General features: G+C 29.6%; 19 protein-coding genes, 5 tRNA genes and 1 other RNA gene. 11 read left to right on the top strand and 14 right to left on the bottom strand.

The features are described from left to right. Window positions 1-10: 10 nt before the first annotated feature. From QML81_RS03305 to QML81_RS03285, 5 genes are all read right to left on the bottom strand, one after another. Window positions 11-376 (bottom strand): carboxymuconolactone decarboxylase family protein, encoded by a 366-nt coding sequence (locus tag QML81_RS03305; protein WP_281951764.1) that lies wholly within the window; start codon window positions 374-376, stop codon window positions 11-13. Between the two features lie 10 nt (window positions 377-386). Continuing rightward, on the bottom strand, window positions 387-3,491 hold the full coding sequence (locus QML81_RS03300) for an efflux RND transporter permease subunit (protein ID WP_281951763.1): 3,105 nt from the start codon (window positions 3,489-3,491) through the stop codon (window positions 387-389). Between the two features lie 109 nt (window positions 3,492-3,600). Further along, a complete protein-coding gene (locus QML81_RS03295; protein ID WP_281951762.1) occupies window positions 3,601-4,692 on the bottom strand; it encodes an efflux RND transporter periplasmic adaptor subunit in 1,092 nt (363 codons plus the stop codon). Further along, window positions 4,689-5,957: a TolC family protein gene (locus tag QML81_RS03290; protein WP_281951761.1), complete on the bottom strand. Its 1,269-nt coding sequence runs from the start codon at window positions 5,955-5,957 to the stop codon at window positions 4,689-4,691. The genes QML81_RS03295 and QML81_RS03290 overlap by 4 nt, the downstream gene beginning before the upstream one ends. A 9-nt stretch (window positions 5,958-5,966) precedes the next feature. Further along, window positions 5,967-6,578: a TetR/AcrR family transcriptional regulator gene (locus QML81_RS03285; protein ID WP_281951760.1), complete on the bottom strand. Its 612-nt coding sequence runs from the start codon at window positions 6,576-6,578 to the stop codon at window positions 5,967-5,969. A 106-nt stretch (window positions 6,579-6,684) separates the two neighbouring features. Here QML81_RS03285 and QML81_RS03280 point away from each other — a divergent pair, with 106 nt between their 5' ends. Together QML81_RS03280 and QML81_RS03275 are read left to right on the top strand one after the other, a co-directional pair. Next, window positions 6,685-7,872, top strand: coding sequence for an NnrS family protein (locus tag QML81_RS03280; RefSeq protein WP_281951759.1), 1,188 nt, complete (start codon window positions 6,685-6,687; stop codon window positions 7,870-7,872). Further along, window positions 7,865-8,494 (top strand): fumarylacetoacetate hydrolase family protein, encoded by a 630-nt coding sequence (locus tag QML81_RS03275; protein WP_281951758.1) that lies wholly within the window; start codon window positions 7,865-7,867, stop codon window positions 8,492-8,494. The genes QML81_RS03280 and QML81_RS03275 overlap by 8 nt, the downstream gene beginning before the upstream one ends. On the opposite strand, the gene rsgA is transcribed toward QML81_RS03275, so the two are convergent. Together rsgA and ilvD are read right to left on the bottom strand one after the other, a co-directional pair. Then, window positions 8,460-9,329 (bottom strand): ribosome small subunit-dependent GTPase A, encoded by an 870-nt coding sequence (gene rsgA, locus QML81_RS03270; protein WP_281951757.1) that lies wholly within the window; start codon window positions 9,327-9,329, stop codon window positions 8,460-8,462. The two genes, QML81_RS03275 and rsgA, sit on opposite strands and share 35 nt — an antisense overlap. Beyond that, complete coding sequence (gene ilvD, locus QML81_RS03265) at window positions 9,319-11,013, bottom strand: dihydroxy-acid dehydratase (protein WP_281951756.1); 1,695 nt, start codon at window positions 11,011-11,013, stop codon at window positions 9,319-9,321. Before ilvD ends, rsgA begins: the two co-directional genes overlap by 11 nt. A 97-nt stretch (window positions 11,014-11,110) precedes the next feature. On the opposite strand from ilvD, the gene QML81_RS03260 reads away from it, so the two are divergent. The 6 genes from QML81_RS03260 (at window position 11,111) to ffs (ending at window position 12,002) form a co-directional block, all read left to right on the top strand. Further along, window positions 11,111-11,185: transfer RNA gene (locus QML81_RS03260), tRNA-Gly, on the top strand. A 125-nt stretch (window positions 11,186-11,310) separates the two neighbouring features. Then, window positions 11,311-11,397: transfer RNA gene (locus QML81_RS03255), tRNA-Leu, on the top strand. Window positions 11,398-11,506: 109 nt separating this feature from the next. Then, a tRNA-Cys gene (locus QML81_RS03250) sits at window positions 11,507-11,581 on the top strand. 17 nt (window positions 11,582-11,598) lie between these two features. Continuing rightward, window positions 11,599-11,690 (top strand) — tRNA-Ser (locus QML81_RS03245). A gap of 84 nt (window positions 11,691-11,774) precedes the next feature. Beyond that, a tRNA-Ser gene (locus QML81_RS03240) sits at window positions 11,775-11,862 on the top strand. Window positions 11,863-11,904: 42 nt separating this feature from the next. After that, window positions 11,905-12,002, top strand: an RNA gene (gene ffs / locus QML81_RS03235) — signal recognition particle sRNA small type. Between the two features lie 2 nt (window positions 12,003-12,004). Here the strand turns inward: ffs and queF are convergent. The 5 genes from queF to dnaA all read right to left on the bottom strand — a co-directional run bounded on the left by queF (window position 12,005) and on the right by dnaA (window position 18,790). Then, window positions 12,005-12,394 (bottom strand): preQ(1) synthase, encoded by a 390-nt coding sequence (queF, locus tag QML81_RS03230; RefSeq protein ID WP_281951755.1) that lies wholly within the window; start codon window positions 12,392-12,394, stop codon window positions 12,005-12,007. After that, window positions 12,391-13,842 (bottom strand): bifunctional diguanylate cyclase/phosphodiesterase, encoded by a 1,452-nt coding sequence (locus tag QML81_RS03225; protein ID WP_281951754.1) that lies wholly within the window; start codon window positions 13,840-13,842, stop codon window positions 12,391-12,393. Before QML81_RS03225 ends, queF begins: the two co-directional genes overlap by 4 nt. Beyond that, on the bottom strand, window positions 13,842-16,157 hold the full coding sequence (gyrB, locus tag QML81_RS03220) for a DNA topoisomerase (ATP-hydrolyzing) subunit B (protein WP_281951753.1): 2,316 nt from the start codon (window positions 16,155-16,157) through the stop codon (window positions 13,842-13,844). The genes QML81_RS03225 and gyrB overlap by 1 nt, the downstream gene beginning before the upstream one ends. Before the next feature lie 84 nt (window positions 16,158-16,241). Then, window positions 16,242-17,309 carry a DNA polymerase III subunit beta gene (dnaN, locus tag QML81_RS03215; RefSeq protein WP_281951752.1) on the bottom strand — a complete coding sequence of 356 codons (1,068 nt, stop codon included), beginning with the start codon at window positions 17,307-17,309 and terminating at the stop codon, window positions 16,242-16,244. A gap of 173 nt (window positions 17,310-17,482) precedes the next feature. Further along, window positions 17,483-18,790, bottom strand: a complete 1,308-nt coding sequence (gene dnaA / locus QML81_RS03210; RefSeq protein WP_281951751.1) for a chromosomal replication initiator protein DnaA — start codon at window positions 18,788-18,790, stop codon at window positions 17,483-17,485. Window positions 18,791-18,916: 126 nt separating this feature from the next. Here dnaA and ruvC point away from each other — a divergent pair, with 126 nt between their 5' ends. Beyond that, window positions 18,917-19,393 (top strand): crossover junction endodeoxyribonuclease RuvC, encoded by a 477-nt coding sequence (gene ruvC, locus QML81_RS03205; protein ID WP_281951750.1) that lies wholly within the window; start codon window positions 18,917-18,919, stop codon window positions 19,391-19,393. Here the strand turns inward: ruvC and thyX are convergent. Continuing rightward, on the bottom strand, window positions 19,383-20,003 hold the full coding sequence (thyX, locus tag QML81_RS03200) for an FAD-dependent thymidylate synthase (protein ID WP_281951749.1): 621 nt from the start codon (window positions 20,001-20,003) through the stop codon (window positions 19,383-19,385). The two genes, ruvC and thyX, sit on opposite strands and share 11 nt — an antisense overlap. Window positions 20,004-20,072: 69 nt before the next feature. Between thyX and QML81_RS03195 the strand changes: the two genes are divergently transcribed. Next, window positions 20,073-21,176, top strand: coding sequence for a deoxyguanosinetriphosphate triphosphohydrolase (locus QML81_RS03195; RefSeq protein WP_281951748.1), 1,104 nt, complete (start codon window positions 20,073-20,075; stop codon window positions 21,174-21,176). Here QML81_RS03195 and QML81_RS03190 read toward each other — a convergent pair. Continuing rightward, window positions 21,169-21,801, bottom strand: coding sequence for an HAD family hydrolase (locus QML81_RS03190; RefSeq protein ID WP_281951747.1), 633 nt, complete (start codon window positions 21,799-21,801; stop codon window positions 21,169-21,171). The two genes, QML81_RS03195 and QML81_RS03190, sit on opposite strands and share 8 nt — an antisense overlap. Window positions 21,802-22,007: 206 nt before the next feature. On the opposite strand from QML81_RS03190, the gene typA reads away from it, so the two are divergent. Beyond that, window positions 22,008-23,819 (top strand): translational GTPase TypA, encoded by a 1,812-nt coding sequence (typA, locus tag QML81_RS03185; RefSeq protein ID WP_281951746.1) that lies wholly within the window; start codon window positions 22,008-22,010, stop codon window positions 23,817-23,819. The last annotated feature ends 67 nt before the right edge of the window (window positions 23,820-23,886 follow it).

Here is a 23,886-nt window from a genome sequence, read left to right as displayed (position 1 = left end):
AGAAGAGTTATCACTCTTCTTTTAGATTTTTTAGTGCAGCATCAGCTACTCCAACAACACTACTTGCTGCTGCATGACGAACTATGCGGATGACTGAGAGTATCTCTTCATTTGTTGCGCCCATTTTTTTAGCAGCTTTTGTATTAAGTTCTACACACTCTTCGCTTCCAAGAGCCAAAGCAGCCGCTAAAAATATTAATGTACTTGTTTTTGGATCGAGAGTATTTTTTTCACTTTGCATACTAAGCTTTGAGCTAATAGCTTGCTCAACTATTAAAGATGGATCAACTTTTGCCGCATCTTCTATCGACTTTGGCAACTTTCCAAAGCGCTCTTTCATCATATTCATAACTTGTTCAGGTCTAGGTGTTTGCATTTTCACTCCTTTACTCTTCAATAAACTCTTCAACTTTTTCTATAGGATTTGTTTTTCTGTTATCAGGATCTGTTGCATATGCATACATTGGAACATAGATTAAAGTAAGCAGTGTTCCAACTAAAAGTCCACCAATTGCCACATCTGCAAGTGGAGAGAGTCTCTCAAGCCCAACTGCTTGTTCTAATGCTATTGGAATCATACCTGCTATTGTTCCAAAAGCTGTCATCATAACAGGTCTAAATCTGACTCTAACACTCTCTAGAGCAGCTTTAAATGGAGGCTCTCCCTCTTTTTTATACTCTTTATAAAAGTCAATTAATAAAACTGCATTTTTTATAATTATTCCAAATAGAAGCAAAAGTCCCACCATACTTGGCATACAGCTTGGTTTGTCAAATAGCATCATGCCCCAAGCAGCCCCTATCATAGAAAGTGGCAATACCAAAATCATAATAATTGCAAGACGAACAGATTCATATATAGCAGTTAATGTCATTATTAAAATAATTACACCTATTGATATCGCTTTTATCATTCTTTTAAAGCTATCATTTAGTTGAGCTATATCTCCTTCTTGTGTTACTATAAATCCCGTTGTATCTACATTTTTTAAAGCATTATTGGCATCTTCTGTAATATGAGTAACAGCTCTTTTTGATCTATATCCATTTACATCTACACTATATAAAAGCTTATCTCTTTCAATTTTAGCTGGAGTTAATTTATAAGAGATTTTTGCAAACTCAGCAAGTGGAATTTCACCAAATTTTGTTTTTATTGGAAGAAGTTTTATATTTTGTATATTTTCATTAAATTTTCCTTTTAGATATAGTCTTACAAATTGTGTATTCATAGTAGCCATATCTGCTGCAAGTGACACAATTTGACCTTTAATTGGGATTTGCATAGCAATTTGAAGTGGTGTTATACCATAGCTTAAAGCTTTGTTTGTATCTATTTTTATTTCTACTTCACTAAAATCTTTATCCCAACTTTGGCTAATAGAGGTTAATCCTTTTATATTTTTAATTTCATCAATTATCTCTTTTGCAATGTCTGGTAGTTTTTCATAATCGGCTGCTTTTATTCTTATATCAAGTGGCGCTTTTATAGTAGAAAGAGCTGTTGCTCCAAAATCAAATACATCATTTTTCTTAACTCCAGGAAGTTTTGCAATTTCATCTCTAATAATATTTTCAAGCTCCCAAATACTCTTATCTCTTTCAAATCTATTTACAGCATTTATTGTAATTGTTGCTTCAGTTGGAAGATTTCCACTTCCAAGGCTTAAAACTCCAGATTCACTACCAAAAGCAACAGAGCTTGTTTTTACCCAAGGCTGTTTATGAAGCCAAGTTAGAAACTTTTTAAGTTTTTTTTCAGCATCATCAACTGTCTCATTTGCACTAAAAGCAACTTGCGCTTTAATAATTCCTGTATCCATAGGAGGCATTACATCTTTGCCAATAAGAGGCATTACATTTTTTAAACTCAATATAAAAGTTAAAACAACTGCAGCAGTTAAAAGCATTCTTCTTAGCGCCCACCATTTTCCATTAGAAAATTTTATAACGCTAAGATATGGACCAATTAAAAGTCCCAATGAATTTTCATAAACCTTTTCAAACCATTTTTCTATCTTTGTTTTGCCTGTTCCATTTTTATAAAGGACAGCAGAAAATCTTGGAATAAATGTAATAGATAAAAAATAGCTCACAAGCAGAGCAATAATTAGTGTTGAAATAAGCGGTCTAAATATATGCTGTGGAAAGTCTCCAACGAACATCAGTGGAAAAATAATAGCAATTGTACCAACTGTTCCTGCAAATACAGGTCCTAAAACCTCTTTTGTCCCTTTAATGATAGCTGTTTGCATATCTTCGTGAAGCTCAAGATGCCTTTCAATATTTTCAAGAACAACAACTGCATCATCTACCAGCATTCCAAGAGCAAGAATTATTGCTGTATAGATAACAATATTTAATTCACCTCCAGTTAGCCAAATAATTGCTATAGTTCCAAAGAAAACAAGTGGTATAGAAATACCAGCAGCAATTATAGCTCTAAAATTTCCAAGAAAGAAAAGTAGTACTAAAAGGGTATAGATAATTGCATCTCTTAAAGCTTCAAGCATATTAGTATTTGCAGTCTCTATTAAATCCCTTTGAGTGTCAGCTATTTGAAAATCTATATTTGGATATAGCTTTTTTAGTTTTTCAATCTCTATTCTTGCAGCATCACTAACATCTAAAACACTTCCAGCTGGAGCTCTCTGAATAGACAAGGCAATTGCATTTTTTCCATTTCCAAGATAGCCACTTGTTCTTTTTTTATAACTCCAGCTAACTTTTGCAATGTCACTTAGTTTTACATTTGGCAAGATATTAATATTTTTTAATTTTTCAATATTATCTTTTTCACCATAAAATGTAACAGTATAAAAGCTATCTTTACTTTTAGTAAAACCAATAGGAATATCTTTATTGATTGCAAAAAGAGCTTTTGCTAAATTATCAAAACTAATACCATATTTTTTTGCTTTAAATGGATCAACTTCTATATTTATCGCACTCTGATACCCGCCAAAAACCTCAACATTTCCTATATGAGGATTTGCTAAGAGATATGGTTTTATATGCGATTCTGCAATCTTTCTAATCTCCGCTAAACTTATATTTTTATTTTTTGGAGAGAGTGCTACAACTTCAACAGGAAGCGTAAAATCTCCAACTGTATAAATAGATGGATTTGCATTTTTAGGTAGTTTACTTTTAGCTATAGACAAAGCATTTGCTACATCCACTGCAGCTGCTTCAAGCCCCTTTTCATATTCAAATTCAGCCTTTACTATAGAAAAGTTTGCAACATTTATGCTTGATACATCTCTAACAAGGCTGATTCTACTAATCTCCTCTTCTATTGGCTTACTAACAGTACTTGCAGCAACCTCTGCAGTAGCTCCTGGAATTGAAGTAATTACCACAACTTGCGGTCTATTTGCATCAGGAAATAGATTTTTAGGAAGAGATTTTAAACCAATAATCCCCATCACAAAAAAGCCAACAATCAAGCTAAATAGTAGATATGGTCTTTTATAAAAATATTCAAACATTTAAATATCCTTTTTTGGTTATTAGTGTATTAGTGTATTGGTATATTGGTTTTAAAAATCTCAAAAAATCTTAATAAATACTAATAACCAATACACCAATTACTAATTACTATTTAGTCTCTTTCAATTTTATTCCACTCAATAATTTCAATAAAATATCTGGTTTTGCAACCACCAATTTAACACCCTCTAAATCCTCTTTTACTACAACTCCATCTTGAGAGTTTGTAACTATATTTATCTCTTTTGGCTCAGCCTTATCACCTTTTACTACTAAAACATAGCTTTTTCCATCTCTATTTAAAATAGTGTCTTTTGGAAGTAAAATTGCTTCTCCTTTATAAGTAATAACATCAATATCTACTCTTTGACCTTCAACTAAATCTTTATCTTTAACATCAACTCTATACTCATTTAATGAGTTAAATGTAGAATTTAGCTTTTTTACAGGAAATATTTTATTTTTATAAACTACTCCAAAAATATCTATATCTTTTGGAACTCTAACTAAAAGATAATTTCCTTTATCTGAGTTTATCTTCAATATTGGATGTCCTGGCATTGCTAAATCGCCAATATGTAAAAACTGCTTTGCTACAACTCCATCAATATTTGCTTTTAAAGTTGCATAAGTTAGCTCATTTTTTATCTCTTTTATGCTTTCTTTTAAGCTTGATAATTTTGCTTGTAAGTTTGATAATTTTGCTTTTGTAGCTTCTATTTGGTTTTGCTCTTTTTCATACTGCTCGATTGAAGCACCTTTTACCTTTAAAAGTTTTTGCGTTCTTTCATGAATTTTATAAAGATTATTTAAGATAGTCTTTGTTGAAGAGATTTCATTTTTTGTTGATTCTATTTGTAAATTTAGTGAGTTTAGTTTTGTTTTTAGATTTGTATCATCTATTTTTGCTACAACATCTCCCTTTTTAACTAAATCTGCTTCTTTTTTTACATATAAAACTCTCCCAGGAAATTTTGAAGAAACTACACTGTTTATATCATTTTTAACTAATGATATATAAGAAGTTGTAAGAGTTAGACTCTTTTTAATAGGTTTAAATGTTTTTACAACTACAGCATACTCTTTAGCAATAGGAGTAGATGCAAGCTGAGCTTTTTTCTTTTTAACTAGTCTAACCGCACCAACAATTAAAAGCACAATAATCACCAAAAAAATCAGTATTTTAAGCCATTTTTTCATTTTACAATCCTTTCTAAATCATTTCCATAAATTACTGCAAGCTGAGCTAAAGTCTGCCAATATTTTGCTTTTATTTGAGATAGCTCTGCTTGAGCTTGTAGTAGATTATCTTCATATCTTAGATACTCCTCTTCTGTAATCCTTTCAACATCAAAGGCAGTTTTTGCATATCTTAAAAGCTCTTTTTGCCTTTTTACTTTTTGATGAGCTATCTTTTGCATATTTTTATATATTTTTAACTGATTTTTTAAAGATTTTGCTTTTGCTTTTAATTCAATCTGCGTTTTTATTAAGTTTTCATTTTTTTGTATAAGCTCTCTTTTTGATATCTCTATATCTGTAAATTTGCTTTTAGAGATAGGAATAACAAGTTTTAATAAAATATTTCCATAACCTGTATTTATACTTTTATCAAACATAACATCTTCATCTGCATAATTTTGCGTATATTTGCCACTTAAAAATAGCTTTGGCAAAAATTTTTCCTTTTTTGCTTTTAAATCATATTTTGCAGCATTTAATTGCTCTTTTAATGGTTTTAATGTATAAAAACTATTGGTATTTAAACTATTTATCTGCTCAATTTTAGTAATATTTTTTGGTTCCCTTCCAACTAAAGATGCAATTTTCTCTTTTGCCAAAGTTTCATTTGTTTTTATTTTTTGCAAAGTAATCTTTATTGAATCAATTGCGCTTTCAATCTTATCAAGAGCAATTGGAGCAGCTCTTCCACTATCTACTTTTATCTTTAAATCTTCATATGTTTTATTTAATGATTTTTCCCTTGCAATTAGTGTATTTTCAAGCTCTTTTAGATAGTTTAGATTTGCATAGCTTGCTAAAATTATGGCTTCATTTTTATAAATATCTATATTTTTTTTGTATTCTGCACTTTTAATGATATGATTTAATTTATCTTGCAAAGTAAAAAGCTCTTTTACAAAAAGAGGCATATCAAAACTTGCCCCAACTCTTCTTATATCCTTTGCAAATGGCAAAGCCTCTTTATGAGCTATTAAAGAGTTGGCCTCTGGTGGTGGGACAGGACGAAGATTTGTATATTTTGTATAGTGCTCATATGTTGCAAAAAGATTAATTGATGGATATAGCTCATCAATAACTTTTTGCTTTTTTAATTTTGTAATCTTTACCAACTCTTCATCTATCTTGGTTACAGGTTTTTTCTTTAACTCTTTAAAAAGCTCACTTAATTCACTTGCATTTAACAAAACTCCTACAAGTGAAAAAATAAGTAATTTTTTCATAATCCTTCCTTATAATTTTTCAAAATGCTCTATAGCCTTTAATATTTTTTTTGCAACAATTTTTGAGATATCTTTTATATCTGGTTCAGGCAATATTTCATAGCCTTCTATAAAATCTGTTACTCTTTTTCTTAAATTTTTTGTTGTTTGATGCATAATAAGAGTTGAAACTATCATCATTTGAACAACCATAGGATTGCTAATCTCAAAAATATCTTTTTTTATTCCATCATTTAAAATGGAAGTTAATAAATTTAGTGTTTTTGATAACTCTTTTACTGCCTTATCGCTCATATTTTTTCCATTATCTGCAAACTCATGAGCCAAGATTGCAGCAAAACATGGATAGTTTTGTAAAAATTCGCCAAAACCTTCAATATACTCTTTCAATCTATTTTGAGGATCTTTTGATGTAATTTTCTTTTCAATAAATTTAACAAGATTTTCAAGTCTAAAAAGCAAAACTCCTTCATATAGATTTGCTTTATCCTTAAAATGGTAATATATTGCTGCTTTTGTTATACCTACCTCTTTAGCAATAGAGTCTAAAGATACACCACTATATCCAAATTTTGAAAAATGCTGTGCAGCTACTTTTAAGATATCTTCTTTTTTACTCATACCTTTTCCTTACTTACCGTTTAGTAAGTATAAATATTTTTTGCTTAAAATCAAGTTAAAATTTTTGTAATTTGGTTATACTTTTTCAAAAATTTTAGGAGTCTATATGCAATTTTCAACTGAAAAACTCTCAAAAAGAGACTATTTTTTCTCTCAACCCCATCAACCATTTTTTACTCTAGGGATTATTAATGCAATTATTTCAATGCTGTTATTCATTCCTGCATACAAAGGAATTTTTGGTATAGATGCCAAATTTTTTCATAGCTATTCTATGATTTTTTTAGTTTTTACAAATTTTTTCTTAGGTTTTTTATATACAACTTTTCCAAGATTTTCAGGAACATTTCCGATACACCCAAGAAAATATTTAATGGTTTTTCTATTTAATCTATTAGCAACTGTTAGCTTTTTTGTATCTATTTGGCTAAATCTTGCTTTTTTTGCTGCTGCAATTTTTATGGCTATTAGTTTTGCTTTAACTCTAAAAGAGTTTTACTCTATTTATAAAGTATGTACTCTTCCAAAAAATGACCAATATTGGCTTATTGTAGCTATTGGAGTTGGGGCAATATCTAATATTTTCTTTTTATTATCCTACATACCTTGCAGCTGCAAATCAAATATTATTTATGATACAGCTATTAATTTTGGAATATATCTTTATTTAATATTTTTAGCTTTTGTCGTTGCTTTTAGAATGGTGCCATTTTTTTCTCATGTAATGAATTGGGAAAAAAATAGATATCTACATATTGAAATTTTTACTCTCTTTTTGCTCCACTCATTTTTATACAATCTATATCCAAAGGCTCTTTTTTTAATTGATTTAATAGCTGCAATCTTAATAGCAAATGAGTTAAAAAAGATAAAACTTCCTTTTCCAAATAAAGAGCCACTTCTTTGGATACTTCATATAAGTATTTTTTGGCTTCCTGCTGCTTTGTTTATAGGAAGTTTAATAGAGTTTTTTGAAAAATTTTATGGAATTTATAGCTTTCAACTTCCTATACATCTTTTAGCTCTTGGTTTTTTAACAACAATTCTTATAGGCTTTGGAACAAGAGTAACTTTGGGGCATTCTGGCAATATGCTTATCGTTGATAGAGTTACAGTTTATATTTTCTATTTTACTCAAATTGTGATATTAGGAAGAGTTATATTTAGCATAATGGCTTATTTTGGGAAAATTTCCCCATTTTTTGATATAAGTGCAACTCTATGGATAGTTTTATTTGTATGGTGGATGTTAAAATATTTTAAAGTTTTGGCTTTTGGAGAAAAAATTGCATAGTATAAATTTTCAAAACCAAAAATTAACTCCTTGCAAAATAGTCTGTATTGGCAGAAACTATGTTGAACATATCAAAGAGCTAAATAATGAAATTCCAGATGAGCCAGTCTATTTCATCAAGCCAAATTCTGCAATTGGTGATAGACTTATAGCAAGAAAAGGGCTTCATTATGAAGCAGAGATTTGCTTTTTGATAGAAGATAAAAAGATAGCTGGTGTTGGATTTGGATTTGATTTGACTTTAAGAAATATCCAATCAAAACTAAAAGCAAAAGGTCTTCCTTGGGAGAGGGCAAAAGCTTTTAAAAATTCTGCTATTTTTAGTAAATTTGTAGCGATTAAAGATTGGCAAGGATTGGAAATTGAACTTTATAAAAATGGTGAGCTTGTTCAAAAAGGCTCAGTGGAGCTTATGATATATAAACCAGATTTTTTGATAAAAGATATCGATAATATTTTTGGGCTTGATGATGGAGATATCATTATGAGCGGAACTCCAAAAGGAGTGGGTGAAGTAAAAGCTGGAGATATCTTTGAAGGAAAAATTTTACAAAATGGTAAAATTTTAATTGATGTAAATTACAAAGCTAACAAGGAAGCTCTTCCCAAAAATAGTTCATAATTTTTAGATAGCTTTTAAATCTCTCACAAGATATTTCACCTTTTAATACCGCCTCTTTTACTTTACATCCTGGCTCACTTGTATGTGTACAATCTGGAAATTTGCAAGAATAATTTAAAAATTCTCTAAAATATAATCTTACATCCTTTTTCTCCATAAAATATGTAGCCTCAACTTTACTAAATCCTGGAGTATCTGCAATAAAAGAGTTTTCATTGAATCTATAAAGAGTTACAGCAGTTGTAGTATGGCGACCTCTTTTTAATTTATTGCTTATATCTTTTGTTTTTATAGGAATATCTAAAATTTTTGAAAGAATTGTGCTTTTTCCTACTCCACTTGGTCCTGCAAGAATTGAGATTTGCCCTTTTATATAATCTTTTATTTTTTCAATTGCACTATTTTCTTTAGCACTTAGAGCATGTGTTTCATAACCTATTTTTTTATATATTTCCATCCATTTTTTTAGTTCACTTTTATCTGATAAAAGATCGATTTTATTAAAAATAATAACAGGTTCAATCTGCTTGTATTCATAGACTGCCAAAAAATTATCAAGCAAATAGTTATCAAAATCTGGATTTTTAATTGCTACCACTATCAAAACATTATCAACATTTGCTACAGGTGGGCGAGTAAGGAGATTTTTTCGCTCATAAATTTTTTCAATTACAAATTTATCATCTACAATTTCACCTTCAACAAAATCTCCGGCATAAAGTTTTAATTTTTTTAATTTTTTACGAATTATTGAAGGATATATTTTAAAACTATCAAAAATAGTTACCCTACTCGCAGCAGCGCTGCGGTAAGTAACAAGTCCTTTAACACTCATCTTTTAATACCGCACCATTTGCTGCATTTGTAACAAGAGCTCTATATTGTCTAAGCCATCTGCCTTTTATATCTTTGACTTTTGGTTTAAAATTTTTCCTTCTCTCTTCTAACTCTTTTTCACTCAAGCTTACTTCCAATGTATATGTATCAACATTTATATATATCTCATCTCCATCTTTTAAAAGTCCTATAACTCCACCTTCTGCTGCTTCTGGAGAAACATGTCCAATACTTGCACCTCTTGTTGCTCCACTAAATCTGCCATCTGTAATAAGAGCTACTTTATCACCTAAATCCATTCCAGCAATTAAACTTGTAGGTGATAGCATCTCTTGCATTCCAGGTCCACCTTTTGGTCCTTCATATCTTATAACTACCACATGACCAGGTTTTACTTTTCCTCCTATAATTCCATCAATTGCTTCTTGCTGAGAATCAAAACAGATTGCACGGCCTGTAAATTCTCTCATATTTGGATCAATTCCAGCTGTTTTTACAACTGCACCCTCAGTAGCTAAATTTCCATATAAAATCGCAAGTCCTCCAACTTCACTATAAGGATTTTCTACTTTATGAATTATTGAAGTATCAATAATTTTTGCATCTTTTATTCTATCACCTATTGTACCACCTTCAATTACTAAGTTATCAAGATATAAAACTGTATCGCTTCTTTTGCTTGCCTCTTTCATAACTGCACTAACACCACCTGCTCTATTAATATCTTCCATATGAACTGTTTGAAGTGATGGAGATATTTTTGCAATATGAGCAACATGTTTACTAATTTCATTAAGTTTACTTAAATCAAAATCAACTCCAGCCTCTTTTGCAATTGCCATCATATGAAGAACTGTATTTGTACTTCCACCCATAGCCATATCAACAACAAATGCATTATGGATAGCTTTCTCATTTAAAATATTTTTTATTTTATACTCATTTGTTAATTTTTCATCTTTTGCAATTTCACAAATTCTTCTTGCAGCTTTTCTTAAAAGCTCTTCTCTCTCTGGTGTTAGTGCTAAAATTGTTCCATTTCCTTTTAGAGCTATTCCCATAGCTTCCATTAATGTATTCATAGAGTTTGCAGTAAACATTCCAGAACAACTTCCACCACTTGGACATGCTGCACACTCTATCTGATAAAGTTCTTCTTCGCTCATTTTCCCTTCAGCAACCTTTCCAACAGCTTCAAATGCAGTTGCTAAATCAATAGGAGTACCATCTGGCAAATGTCCAGCTTTCATTGGTCCACCGCTAACAAAAATTGTTGGAACATCTACTCTCAAAGCACCCATAATCATTCCAGGAGTAATCTTATCACAGTTTGGAATACATATAAGTGCATCAAGTTTATGAGCATTCATAACAGTTTCAATAGAGTTTGCAATAATTTCTCTACTTGGTAAACTATATAACATTCCATCATGTCCCATAGCAATACCATCATCTACACCAATTGTATTAAATTCAAAAGGAACACATCCACATTTTCTAATCTCATCTTTTATAATTGCTGCATATTTATTTAAAAAAAAGTGCCCTGGAATTATCTCTATAAATGAATTAGCAACACCAATAAATGGTTTATCAAAATCTTCATCTTTTAATCCTGTTGCTCTTAATAAACTTCTATGAGGTGCTCTTTGATAACCTTTTTTTATCTCATCACTTCGCATTAAATCTCCTTAGTTTAATCATAAATTTGCAAATAATTATACAACAAACTATTTACAATTAAAAATATTTTAGTTATAATTTCAATCCAAATTTTGTGCGGGAGTAGCTCAGGGGTAGAGCACAACCTTGCCAAGGTTGGGGTCGCGGGTTCGAATCCCGTCTCCCGCTCCAGATTTAATATAATGTTCAAATAGGTGCCCCGCTGTTTTGGTGCAAGTATACACATCAAAACAGCCTCGAAAAAGCCGAAAGCAAAGCAGTTTGCTTTCTAAAAGCTAAAGCTTTTGCTTTTTCTCGCCCGGGTGGCGGAATTGGTAGACGCAAGGGACTTAAAATCCCTCGGAGGTTTCTCCGTGCCGGTTCAAGTCCGGCCTCGGGCACCATATGGAATTTTTTTGACAACTGCTTGTAGAAGATTTTCTTACATAGGTTAATTGAAAAAATAATATTTAAAAGGCTAATATTAGTCAAATATTTTAAATAAAAAAATAGGGCGGCATAGCCAAGTGGCTAAGGCAGGAGCCTGCAAAGCTCTGATCCCCGGTTCGAATCCGGGTGCCGCCTCCAAACCTCTCATCTCCAATGGGGAGGTGGCAGAGCTGGTTTAATGCACCGGTCTTGAAAACCGGCGTGGGTGATGAGCCCACCCAGGGTTCGAATCCCTGCCTCCCCGCCATATTAGCATTAAGATTTAAGAATTAAGCATTAAGTAGATTAAAAAATTACTTAGCGCTTAGCGCTTAACTCTTAAAACTATAAAGGGGAGATGGCCGAGTGGTTGAAGGCGCACGCCTGGAACGCGTGTAAGGGTTGATAGCCCTTCGAGGGTTCGAATCCCTCTCTCTCCGCTCAAGAGGAGCATTGAAAGCATTTAGTGCTTTGAGTGCTCCTCTTCAGACCCGTGCAACAGCCATTGGAGGCAAAGCTTCAGGGCGGGAACGCAGCAGAGCACCTTCGATGGCTGTGTGCCGCGGGTATCTGGAGGGGAGTCTAAAGACTCTTTTCTAATTTCTCACTATCTATTTCTATAATAGTATGAACATTTCCTCTTGGATTAAAATCAGCAGTTATTTTCATCCATTTTGGCTTCAATTTATCATATAATGTATCAAAAATCTCATTTGTACTGTCTTCGTGAGAAATATATCTATCTCTAAAAGAGTTTATATAAAGTTTTATAGCTTTTAATTCTACTACCCACTCATTTGGAATATATTCTAAATAGATTGTTGCAAAATCTGGATATCCACTTCTTGGACAAAGACATGTAAATTCTGGAAGAGTTATAGAGATTTTATAATTTTTTTTATGCTTATTAGGCCAAATCTCTAAATCTTTTTCAACATCAAACTCTTTTACAATTTTTTCTCCATATTTCATCTTTTCTCCTCTAAAAATGTGAAAAGTTCATCTGCATCCATAGGTTTTGCAACTGCATATCCTTCAATATAATCAGCACCCAAACTTTCAAAAAGTTTTATATAATCTTTGTTATCAATAAATTTAACAACAGTTTTTGTATTAATTGATTCAAAAAACTCTATCCAATATTTTAAAAGATTAAAATATATCTCATTATCTATCATTTTAGTAAAATATTTATCAAAATGAATAAAATCTGCTTTTATCTCTTTTATATATTCAATTGAAGCATTAAGTGAGCCAAAATTATCAAATGCTATTTTAAATCCCTCTTTTTTATATAGATCTATTACATGTTTATAATATCTTATATCTTTATATAATCTATTTTCAAAAAGTTCTAAAACTATAATATCTTTTGGAATATTAGTTTTTGAAAAAATATCAAAAACTCTATTTGAAAAATTTCTATCTCTTATAGAAAATGGAGATACATTAAAACTATAAAAAATATTTAAAGGCAGAGATTTTTTTTCAATAGTTTCTAAAATTTTTTCAATTAACAAAAGATCAAACTTCTTTTCAAAACCAAGTCTATTTACTACTGGAATAAATTGGCTAGGATGAATAATTGAGCCATTATTATCTATTAATTTTACTATTATTTCAACAAGATCATATTTTTTTGTTTTAAGATTTAATGCAGGCTGAAATCTAATTGAAATATTTTTATTTTCTATAGTTTCAATAATAAATTTTTCAAATTCATTTGCTTCAATATTTTTCTTTTTAGCAATATAAACTCTTTTAGAAACCGGCCTATATAGATAATTTGAATATAATTCATAAAGATATTCAATAATTTTTTTTATATCTTTACTATAACTTTTATCAGAAATTGCAGCAAAAAGTTTTACTTCTATATCATTTATCTTAGTTTTGTCATATTTTTTAATAAACTCATCAATTAATTTTTTAAGGTTTTCTTCTTTGTCTGAAATACCTATTAAAAATTCTCCACCTTTATAATGACCTATAGGAATATTTTTTTTATATTTTTTTTTAAAAAAATCATCAATGATAAATGCAATTTTTTCTAATACTTTATCACCATTTTCAACACCATATCTCTCATTTATATCAGAAAGATTATCTACAGATATCAAAATAATACTATATGGATCATTTTTATTTAAATTTTTTTGCAAGATTTTAACAATTGCTTCTCTATTAAAAGCTTTAGATATAGGATCTAAAATATTTTGTGATAATCCTTCATAAATCATAAAAAATATAAAATATATAATAATAAAAACAGTAAGAATTAAAATAGTAAAATTTGTTAGAGTCAAACCACCTTCACTAAAGATAATAAATAAGATTAAAGATATTAGAAGAAGGATAGGAAATCCTATCCTTAAAGCAAGTTTGAATTTATTACTTCTTTCAATATCTAATGAAAGCATTAAACATCCAAATGTTTAACATCTTTAGCATGTTCTTCTATATATTTTTTTCTAGGCTCTACTTCATCTCCCATAAATAGACTAAATACTTCACTTGCAGTTTCTGCATTTTCCACTGTAACTCTAAGAAGTCTTCTATTTTCAGGATCCATTGTAGTTTCCCATAGCTGTTCTGGATTCATCTCACCCAGACCTTTATATCTTTGAATATATGCGCCTTTTTTTGCACTTTTTTCAACTTTTTCTAAAAGTTCTATTAAATCTTTTTCTTTTAAACTGTCTGGAATTCTCTCTTCTATCTTTTCATGAATATAAACAGCCTCAACATAAAAAGGATTTGTAAAGAGTTCATCATCTATGATTATCTCCTCTAAACCCTCATCAGTTTGAACATATAGATGAATTTTTTCTTCATTGATATTTGAAGATAAAATATTAAAATTTAATCCATTCAAAAACTCTTCTATCTTTTTATAAAGATCTCTATTTCCAAGAGCCAATAGATCTCTATTTTCTATAAGAAATCTAACTACTTCAATCAAAGAGTATCTTTTTTCAATCTCTTTTAATATCATTCTATAATGTGCAACAAGTTTAAAAAAGTCAATTAAATCATATTTGCCAATATCTTCTACTTCCAAAGAGTCAATTCCATTTTCAATTAAATATTCATTTAATTCTTCATCATCTTTTAAATATACCTCTTTTTTACCCTTTTTGTATCTATATAATGGAGGCTGAGCAATATATAGATAACCTTTTTCTACAATAGGCTTTAAAAATCTAAAGAAAAATGTTAAAAGAAGTGTTTGTATATGGCTTCCATCAACATCAGCATCAGTCATAATAATTATTTTATGATATCTTAGTTTATTCTCATCAAACTCTTCACCAATACCACAGCCAAGGGCTGTTATCATATTTTTTATCTCATCAGATTTTAAAATCTTATCAAGTCTGGCTTTTTCAACATTTAAAATTTTACCTTTAAGTGGCAAAATTGCTTGAAAAACTCTATCACGACCCTGCTTTGCACTACCTCCTGCACTATCACCCTCTACTAAAAAAAGCTCACTTATTGATGGATCTTTACTTTGGCAATCTGCAAGTTTCCCTGGCAGAGTGCCAACAGTCATTGCATCTTTTCTTCTAACAAGTTCTCTTGCTTTTTTAGCAGCTTCTCTTCCTCTTGCAGCAGCTAAAGCCTTATTCATTATAGCTTTAGCTTCAATTGGATTTTCTTCAAAATATTTTGTCAGTTTTTCATAAGTTAGTTTTTGAACCAATGGCCTTACATAACTAGATCCAAGTTTCCCTTTTGTTTGCCCCTCAAATTGAGGCTCAGGTACTTTAACACTAACAACAGCTACTAAACCTTCTCTAACATCATCTCCAGTAATTTTTACATTTTTCTCTTTAGCACTTGCATTTTGAGATATATAATTAGAAATTGCCCTTGTTAATCCTGCTCTAAATCCACTCTCATGGGTTCCACCTTCAGGAGTCCTAATATTATTAACAAAACTTAAAACTCTCTCATCATATCCATCGTTATACATCAAAGCAATATCTACTTCGATATCTTCAATTTTTTCACTAATTAAAAAAGGTGTAGTAATTGCATTTTTTCTATTTAAATCCTCTACAAACTGTTTAAGACCACCTTCAAAATGGTATACCTCTTTTTTTCCAGATCTTTCATCTTTAAAAGAAATTGTTATATTTGGATTTAAATAAGCAAGTTCTTTAAATCTTCTAGCAAGAATCTCATATTTAAAATCAACTGTTTCAAAAATCTCTTCATCTGGCCAAAATTCTATTGTTGTTCCTGTTCTATTTGTATCTCCAATAATTACTAAATCTGTAATTGGGATACCTTTTTCAAACTCTTGACGATATATTTTCCCATCTCTTTTAATAGTCATTATTAGTTTTTTAGAAAGAGCATTTACAACACTAACTCCAACACCATGTAAACCACCACTTACTTTATATGCATCTTTTTCAAATTTTCCACCAGCATGAAGAACAGTTAAAACAACAGTTGCGGCTGGAATCTTTTCAGTTGGATGGATATCAACAGGAATACCTCTACCATTATCACTTATTATTGCACTTCCATCTTTTGTTAAAGTTATTTCTATTTTATTACAATATCCAGCCATAGCCTCATCTATTGAATTATCAACAACTTCATAGATGAGATGATGTAGGCCATTTATATTGGTATCACCAATATACATACCAGGTCTTTTTCTAACAGCTTCAAGACCTTTTAAAACTTTTATTTTTTCTGCACCATAATTTTTTTCCATCTTTACCTCTTAAAATGGGATAAAAACTCCCTAATTATAAATATATAGATTATATCTTTTTATAACTTTATAACTTATTATATTTTATATTACTATTGGCATAATAATTGTTATGAAATTTTCATTTTTTAAAAGGAAAGGAAGCTCTGATTCATTTATTCCCATTATAAAATTATTGCCATCAATATTATTTAAAAAATCAAGTAAAAATCTACTATTTACGGCCATTACAAATTTTTCTTCAAATGGAGTTTGAACTTCAATTTCTGTTTGTGCTTCAATATTTTCTTCACTTAAGCTTTTAAAAATAATTCTATCTTTTAAAAATGTTAGTTTTATCTCATTTGAAATAGTAGTAATCTGTTTTATTGCTTCAACCATTTTATCTTTAGGCAGGTTTAGTTCATATTTTAAACTATTTGGAATAATTCTTTCATAATCTGGAAATTTTCCATTTATTAGTTTTGTGAAAAATAGATAATTATCAGATTTTATAATTAAATTTGTTTCATCATAGAATAGATTTATATTTTCCAAAAATAGTTTTTGAATCTCTAAAATAGCTTTTCTTGGAATAATAAGAGATAGTGTTGTATCAGGAGAATTTTTAAGTTTTACTATTGCTAATCTTCTAGTGTCTGTAGCAACTAAGTTTATTAAATTCTCTTTTATATCTATTAAAGCACCATTAAGCTCAAATTTTGGATTGTTTGTGTCAATTGCAGGGGTTATTTTTTTAAGAGATGTTATAAACTCAACACTGTTTAATGAGATGTTTGGAAGATTTTGTGTTGATGGAAAAGTTGGATATTCCTCTGGATCAAATATTGGGAGTTTGAATTTTGAATGTCCCTGTTTTATAAAAAGGTGATCATCTTTTTGTTCTAGAGTTATTTCATTATCTTTTAATATTCTAACAATATCAAGTAGTTTTTTTCCATTTGCTGTTGCTTTTCCTTTTTCTATAACATTTACATCATTTATTTTGGTTTTTAATCCTATCTCATAATCTGTTCCTTTTAGTGTTAGGGTATTATCATCTGCTTCTAGATAAATATGAGAAGTTATTTGACTTGTATCTTTTTTTTCTAAAAAAGGCTGCATTTGACTAAGAGTCTGTTCCAATATACTTTTTTGTATAGAGATTTTCATATTTTCTCCTTTAAGTTTGCTTATTCAATTTTATATAAAAAATACCTATATTATTATTAAATAATTAGAAATAGTAGTAGTTTGTGTTGAATTTGTGAAAAATATGTTTTAATTCTTTATTTAAGGGGTGAAAATTTATAAAAAAGATTTTTAAATTTTTCACAAATTTTCACTTATGAATGTTTAATTTTGTTTGTTAACTCCTCAATTTGAACTTTAAAATTTTCATCTTTTTCCATAATTTCATTTATCTTTTTCATAGCATGGCTTACAGAAGTGTGATCTTTCATGCCAAAATATTGTGCTAATGCTGGCATTGAATTTGGTGTTAAATTTCTTGCTAGATACATAACAATTCTTCTTGCATTAACAATCTGTCTGCTTCTTGATTTACTTTTAATTTCACTAGGTTTTATATTTAGTTCTTTAGATACAACTCTTATAATATCATCCATTGTTATATTTTCTTGTTGCTCTTTTATTTGCTCTTTTAAAACACTTTTTGCAAAATCTAGAGTAATTTTTTGATTCATTAAAGATGCATATGCGTTTAGTTTAATAATAGTACCTTCAATTTCACGAATATTATTATCCATTGTTGTTGCAAGGTAGTTTACAACATCATCTCCTAAACTTATTCCATCAAGTTCGCATTTTTTCTTAATTATAGCTATTTTTGTTTCAAGTTCAGGAGGTTGAATATCTGCAATCAAACCCCATTCAAATCTGCTTTTTAGTCTATCTTCAAGTCCAGCTATGAGTTTTGGATGCTTATCACTTGTTAATACTATCTGTTTTGATTTATTATGAAGTTCGTTGAATGTGTGAAAAAACTCCTCTTGAGTTTGCTCTTTTCTACTTAAAAATTGAACATCATCAATTAAAAGAAGATCACATTGTCTATATTTTTCTCTAAATCTATCCATTGTTTGGTTTCTAAGATGATATGTAAAATCATTCATAAACTGCTCTATTGTTGTATAAATAACAGCTTTTCCTCTATCTAAATTATAGTTTCCAATTGCCTGTAAAAGGTGTGTTTTTCCAAGTCCAACTCCTCCATATATAAAAAGAGGATTATATAGCTGTCCTGGTTTTTCAGCTACACTTAAAGCAGCCGTATAGGCAAATTGGTTTGAACTTCCTACAACAAAATTTTCAAAGGTATATGATGGATTTAGTTTAGTACTAGATGTATTTTTTTGTGTCTCTTTTGGAATTATTTTTTTTCTTTTTTTATCAAATTTTGTTACTACTATTTCAACTTTTGGTTTTACTCCTGTTTTTATCTCATATAGTTGAGCTATCTTTTTTGAATATTTTGTTTTTACCCAATTTGCAATAAGCGGATTTTGTGCTTTATATACTAAAAAATCGCTTTTTGAAGATTTTTCATCAAACTTAAGCTGTTTAATATATCTTTCATATTCAATATTTGATATTTCATCTTTTAACATCTCTAAAATATTATCTGCTAACATATTTACCCTTGAAAATTTTTTTCACAATGTGAAAATTATGTGAATATTTTATCTAAAACTTTCCTAACTTTAGTTAAAATTGTAAAAAATAAAAAATAAATCACTATGTGAAAAAGGTGTGAAAATTTGAATATTTTAGGAATTGATCCTGGTAGTAAAAATTTAGGTTATGCAATTATTAATTTTGATAAGAGTTCCCTAAAATTGGTAGAAGCAGGACTTATAAAAATAAAGCAAGATACTTTACAATATCAAATTTCTCAACTTATTGAAGGTTTAGATCTTGTTTTAAAAAATCACAAAATAGATGAGGTTGCTGTTGAAGATATCTTTTTTGCGTACAATCCAAAAACAGTTTTAAAGCTTGCTCAATTTAGAGGAGCTCTTTCACTTAGAATTTTACAAATTCATGGAAATTTTAGTGAATATACACCTTTGCAGGTAAAAAAAGCTCTCACTGGAAAAGCAAAAGCAAAAAAAGAGCAAGTTGCTTTTATGGTAAAGAAAATTTTAGGAATAAAAAAAGAGATAAAGCCTTTAGATATCACTGATGCAATGGCAGTAGCTATTACACATGCACAAAGAGTAAAATTTAATCAATAGTTTGAATATAGTCTTCAAATAGATATTTATGGTCATTTGGTAAAGAATCAAATATTTTATAAGATAGTTTTCTTATCTCCCAAAGAGCTGATTTACTACTTCTAAGATATAAAAAATTTTGAAGGCTTCTTGCATTAATAGTCCAAGTTAATTCTGTTTTATAACATTCAGGAAGACAATATTTTGCAATATCATTTGATATACCCTCTTTTAAAACTTCTTGAAGGTTGTTTAGAGCTTTTATACTCATTTTATCTACTTTTTCATTACCTGTTAAAACAATAAATCTGCTTGCTCCCTCAAAATCATCTTCATTAAAAGGTTCTATATTTTTAAGCTCTTTTAGAGTATATCTAGTAGATTTTACACTAAGACTTGCCATTCTATGACGCGCTAACTCTTGCAAAAGGGCTCTACTAATTCCTTGAATATAAAATGTATAAACTAAATGTTCTAATGTTGAAGCATGTTTATACTTATTTCCAACTCTATCTATTAACTCTTTATCTTTTTCTCCACCATGGTCACTTTTATCAAAACTTTGCCAGCATGTTCTAATAGCATGGGCTGCAACTTCTAAAGGAGTATAGTGAAGAAGAGTTACTTTCATAAAAATCCTTCTATGATATAATTTAGTTAATTATACCAAGTAAAAAAAATTTATTAAAGGCAATATAATTTGAAATGTACTGATAGATTTTATCCAAGTATTAATGATTTTAGAAATTTTTTTAGTAGAGATAGAGATAGAATTATTCACTGTTCATCTTTTAGAAGACTTGAATATAAAACTCAGGTTTTTATAAATCATGAAGGTGATTATTTTAGAACAAGACTTACTCACTCTTTAGAAGTTAGTCAAATTGCAAGAACTATAGCAAAAGAGATAGGATTAAATGAATCTTTATCTGAAGCAATAGCTTTGGCTCATGATTTAGGCCATACGCCATTTGGACATGTTGGTGGAGATGAACTTAATCATTTAATAAAAGAAAAATACAGCAAAAATGGTTTTGAACATAATTTTCAATCTTTTAGAGTAGTAACAAAACTGGAAAAAAGATATAAAAATTTTGATGGATTAAATTTAACATTTGCTACACTTGAGGGAATTTTAAAACACTCTTATCCATATAAAAAGCCTTTTTTAACCTCTTGGTATGATGAGGTTTTTGATTTAGATAAGCATCCAAGTTTAGAGGCGATGGTTGTAGATAAAGCTGATGAAATTGCATATATCAGTGCAGATATTGATGATGGTATTAAATATAAACTGATTGATTTTAAAACTTTAAAAAGCAGTTCATTAGTATCTGAGATAATAGAAGAGGTAAAAAAAGATGGATTAGAAGATGAAAATGATAAGCTATTTCGTTATAGATTTTCCTCTCTTTTAATAGCTAAACTTGTTATTTCTCTTATTGAAAATTCAAAAAGTAAAAATTTAGATACTTCAAAAATTTTATGTAAAACTATACCGGCAGATGAACCAGTTTTAATTGATTATGATAAAGAGCTAAATAAAAAGATAAAAGAGCTAAAGAAAATTTTATTCAATAAACTTTATAAACATCCAAAAATTTTAAGAAAAATGTATGCAGGAAAAGAGTGCATAAAAAATCTTTTTATTGCATTGAATGAAGAGCCAAAACTTATGCCAGAAGATTTTTATAAAAGATGCGAAAAAGAGAAAGTTTATAGAGTTGTAGCAGATTTTATAGCTGGGATGAGCGATAGATATGCAATGAAGCTTTATCATGAAATTTTTGGAATAACTATTTAGAATTTTTATTTATTGATAGTAGATAATTTTTGAGCTCTTCTACACTATTTAAGGCATCTTTATAATCGCTAAATCCCCAGTTCACTTTCAAAAATTTAATCCCTGCATTTTTTGCTGCTTCTTCATCAGTTTTTCCATCGCCAATTAATAAAATTTCATCTTTTTTACATTTGAAAAAATCTATTATTTTAAAAATCATATCTGGTGCTGGCTTTGGATTTTCTACCTCATCTGCACACACTACTATTTCAAAATATTTTAATAGATCAAGATGAGTTAAAATCTCCATTGCAGAAGATCTATATGCATTTGTTGCCAAAGATAGTCTAAAATAAGGTTTTATATCCTCTAATAACTCTTTTATACCTGTAAATACAAATACCTCATTTTTATGATTTTTTGCATAATATTCTCTAAACCACTCAATCTGCTCTTTAGTATATTCATTTGCATTATAAAAAAATTTAGGTTTGTTTAAATATGGATCATTTACAGCTTCAATGATCACTTTTTTTGGTAAAGGCTCTAGATTTAATTTTTTTCTAACATAATTTATGGAATTTGAGATAATTTCTGAGCTATCTATCAAAGTCCCATCCATATCAAAAATTAGATATTTAATCATTTATATCCTTTTAAATTGTCATTAGATATTGGACATTGGGAATTGGTGTATTGGTTATAGGTATATTAAATATTTTGCTTTTTGCCAATAATTAATCACCAATAACTAATAACCAATATACTAATTACCATTCTTTAACTAATACAAACAATTTGTATAATATATCAAAAGATAGTATTATTTCAAAAAAAATTTAGAGGAAAAGAATGCAAGATATTAGAAATATAGCAGTTATAGCTCACGTTGATCATGGAAAAACTACTTTAGTTGACGAACTTCTTAAACAATCTGGCACTATTGAAGCTCATAAAGAGTTAGCTGAGCGTGCAATGGATAGCAATGAGCTTGAGAGAGAAAGAGGAATAACAATTCTTTCTAAAAATACAGCAATAAAATATAAAGATGTAAAAATTAATATTATAGATACACCAGGACACGCAGATTTTGGAGGAGAGGTTGAGCGTGTATTAAAGATGGTTGATGGAGTATTGCTTTTAGTTGATGCACAAGAAGGTGTTATGCCTCAAACAAAATTTGTTGTTAAAAAAGCAATCTCTTTAGGATTAAAACCGATTTTAGTTGTAAATAAGATTGATAAACCTGCAGCTGAGCCTGAAAGAGTTGTTGATGAGGTATTTGATCTATTAGTTGCTATGGGAGCAGATGAAGAGCAACTTGATTTTCCAATACTTTATGCAGCTGCAAGAGATGGCTATGCAAAATACAACCTTGAAGATGAGAACAAAGATTTAACTCCTCTTTTTGAAGCTATTATAAAATATGTTCCAAAACCAACAGGAAACAAAGATAATCCAACTCAAATTCAAGTTTTTACTCTAGATTATGATAATTATGTTGGAAGAATAGGAATAGCAAGAATTTTTAATGGAAAAGTAAAAAGAGGTGAAAATCTTTTACTTGTTAAAGCAGATGGAGAAGAGATAAGAGGAAGAATTTCCAAACTTATCGGATTTTTAGGGCTAAATAGAATGGAAATAGATGAGGCTGAGGCTGGAGATATTGTTGCAATTGCTGGATTTGAAGCAATTGATGTAGGAGATAGTTTGGTTGATCCAAATAATCCAGCACCACTAGATCCTCTTCATATAGAAGAGCCTACACTTAGTGTATATTTTAGTGTAAATGATTCACCATTAGCTGGGCTTGAAGGAAAACATGTAACAAGTAATAAATTAAAAGATAGATTGAAAAAAGAGGTTGAAACAAATATTGCTATGAGAGTTGAAGAGGTTGGTGAGGGTAAATTTAAAGTTTCTGGACGTGGAGAGCTTCAAATAACCATATTAGCTGAAAATATGAGAAGAGAGGGTTATGAATTTAGTCTATCTCGTCCAGAAGTAATTATAAAAGAGGAAAATGGCGTAAAATTAGAGCCTTTTGAGCTATTAGTTATTGATGTTCCTGATGATTTTAGCGGTGCTGTAATAGAAAAACTTGGACGTAGAAAAGCTGTAATGAGTTCAATGAATCCAATGGGAGAAGGTTATACTAGAATTGAGTTTGAAATTCCAGCAAGGGGTTTGATAGGATTTAGAAGCGAATTTTTAACAGATACAAAAGGCGAGGGTGTAATGAACCACTCATTTTTAGATTTTAGACCTTTTGTTGGAGAGGTTGAACATAGAAAAAATGGTGCTTTAATTTCAATGGAAAATGGAAAGGCTCTAGCTTATTCTCTATTTAATCTTCAAGAAAGAGGAGTTTTATTTATTGAACCAGGAACCGAAGTTTATGTAGGGATGATAATAGGAGAGCATTCTCGTCCAAATGATTTGGAAGTTAATCCTATAAAAGGAAAAAATCTAACAAATGTAAGAGCTGCAGGAAGTGATGAAGCGATAAAACTTGTTCCTCCAAGAAAAATGACACTTGAGAGAGCACTTGAATGGATAGAAGAGGATGAACTTGTTGAAGTTACTCCAAAAAGCATAAGAATTAGAAAAAGATATCTTGATCCGCATATAAGAAAAAGAATGGCGAAACAGAAAAAAGCATAAAAGGGGTCTTTGACTCCTTTGAGTTTAATTTTAACTCTTTTTTGGTAATATGTTTTAAATTCCAAAA

This window comes from Nitrosophilus kaiyonis, assembly GCF_027943725.1.
Classification (GTDB): Bacteria; Campylobacterota; Campylobacteria; order Campylobacterales; family Nitratiruptoraceae; genus Nitrosophilus_A; species Nitrosophilus_A kaiyonis.
Note: the sequence above shows the minus strand (reverse complement) of the source record. Positions and strands in the feature narration are given on the sequence as shown.

What these genes read in the sequence shown, in the direction of transcription:
- QML81_RS03300 (WP_281951763.1), bottom strand. Translation starts at nt 3,491, where the DNA reads ATGTTTGAATATTTTTATAAAAGACCATATCTACTATTTAGCTTGATT.
- QML81_RS03225 (WP_281951754.1), bottom strand. Translation starts at nt 13,842, where the DNA reads ATGCTTTCATTAGATATTGAAAGAAGTAATAAATTCAAACTTGCTTTA.
- QML81_RS03290 (WP_281951761.1), bottom strand. Translation starts at nt 5,957, where the DNA reads ATGAAAAAATTACTTATTTTTTCACTTGTAGGAGTTTTGTTAAATGCA.
- typA (WP_281951746.1), top strand. Translation starts at nt 22,008, where the DNA reads ATGCAAGATATTAGAAATATAGCAGTTATAGCTCACGTTGATCATGGA.
- gyrB (WP_281951753.1), bottom strand. Translation starts at nt 16,157, where the DNA reads ATGGAAAAAAATTATGGTGCAGAAAAAATAAAAGTTTTAAAAGGTCTT.
- QML81_RS03285 (WP_281951760.1), bottom strand. Translation starts at nt 6,578, where the DNA reads ATGAGTAAAAAAGAAGATATCTTAAAAGTAGCTGCACAGCATTTTTCA.
- QML81_RS03305 (WP_281951764.1), bottom strand. Translation starts at nt 376, where the DNA reads ATGCAAACACCTAGACCTGAACAAGTTATGAATATGATGAAAGAGCGC.
- dnaA (WP_281951751.1), bottom strand. Translation starts at nt 18,790, where the DNA reads ATGTTAGCAGATAATATTTTAGAGATGTTAAAAGATGAAATATCAAAT.
- QML81_RS03280 (WP_281951759.1), top strand. Translation starts at nt 6,685, where the DNA reads ATGCAATTTTCAACTGAAAAACTCTCAAAAAGAGACTATTTTTTCTCT.
- thyX (WP_281951749.1), bottom strand. Translation starts at nt 20,003, where the DNA reads ATGAAAGTAACTCTTCTTCACTATACTCCTTTAGAAGTTGCAGCCCAT.
- queF (WP_281951755.1), bottom strand. Translation starts at nt 12,394, where the DNA reads ATGAAATATGGAGAAAAAATTGTAAAAGAGTTTGATGTTGAAAAAGAT.
- QML81_RS03190 (WP_281951747.1), bottom strand. Translation starts at nt 21,801, where the DNA reads ATGATTAAATATCTAATTTTTGATATGGATGGGACTTTGATAGATAGC.
- rsgA (WP_281951757.1), bottom strand. Translation starts at nt 9,329, where the DNA reads ATGAGTGTTAAAGGACTTGTTACTTACCGCAGCGCTGCTGCGAGTAGG.
- dnaN (WP_281951752.1), bottom strand. Translation starts at nt 17,309, where the DNA reads ATGAAAATCTCTATACAAAAAAGTATATTGGAACAGACTCTTAGTCAA.
- ilvD (WP_281951756.1), bottom strand. Translation starts at nt 11,013, where the DNA reads ATGCGAAGTGATGAGATAAAAAAAGGTTATCAAAGAGCACCTCATAGA.
- QML81_RS03295 (WP_281951762.1), bottom strand. Translation starts at nt 4,692, where the DNA reads ATGAAAAAATGGCTTAAAATACTGATTTTTTTGGTGATTATTGTGCTT.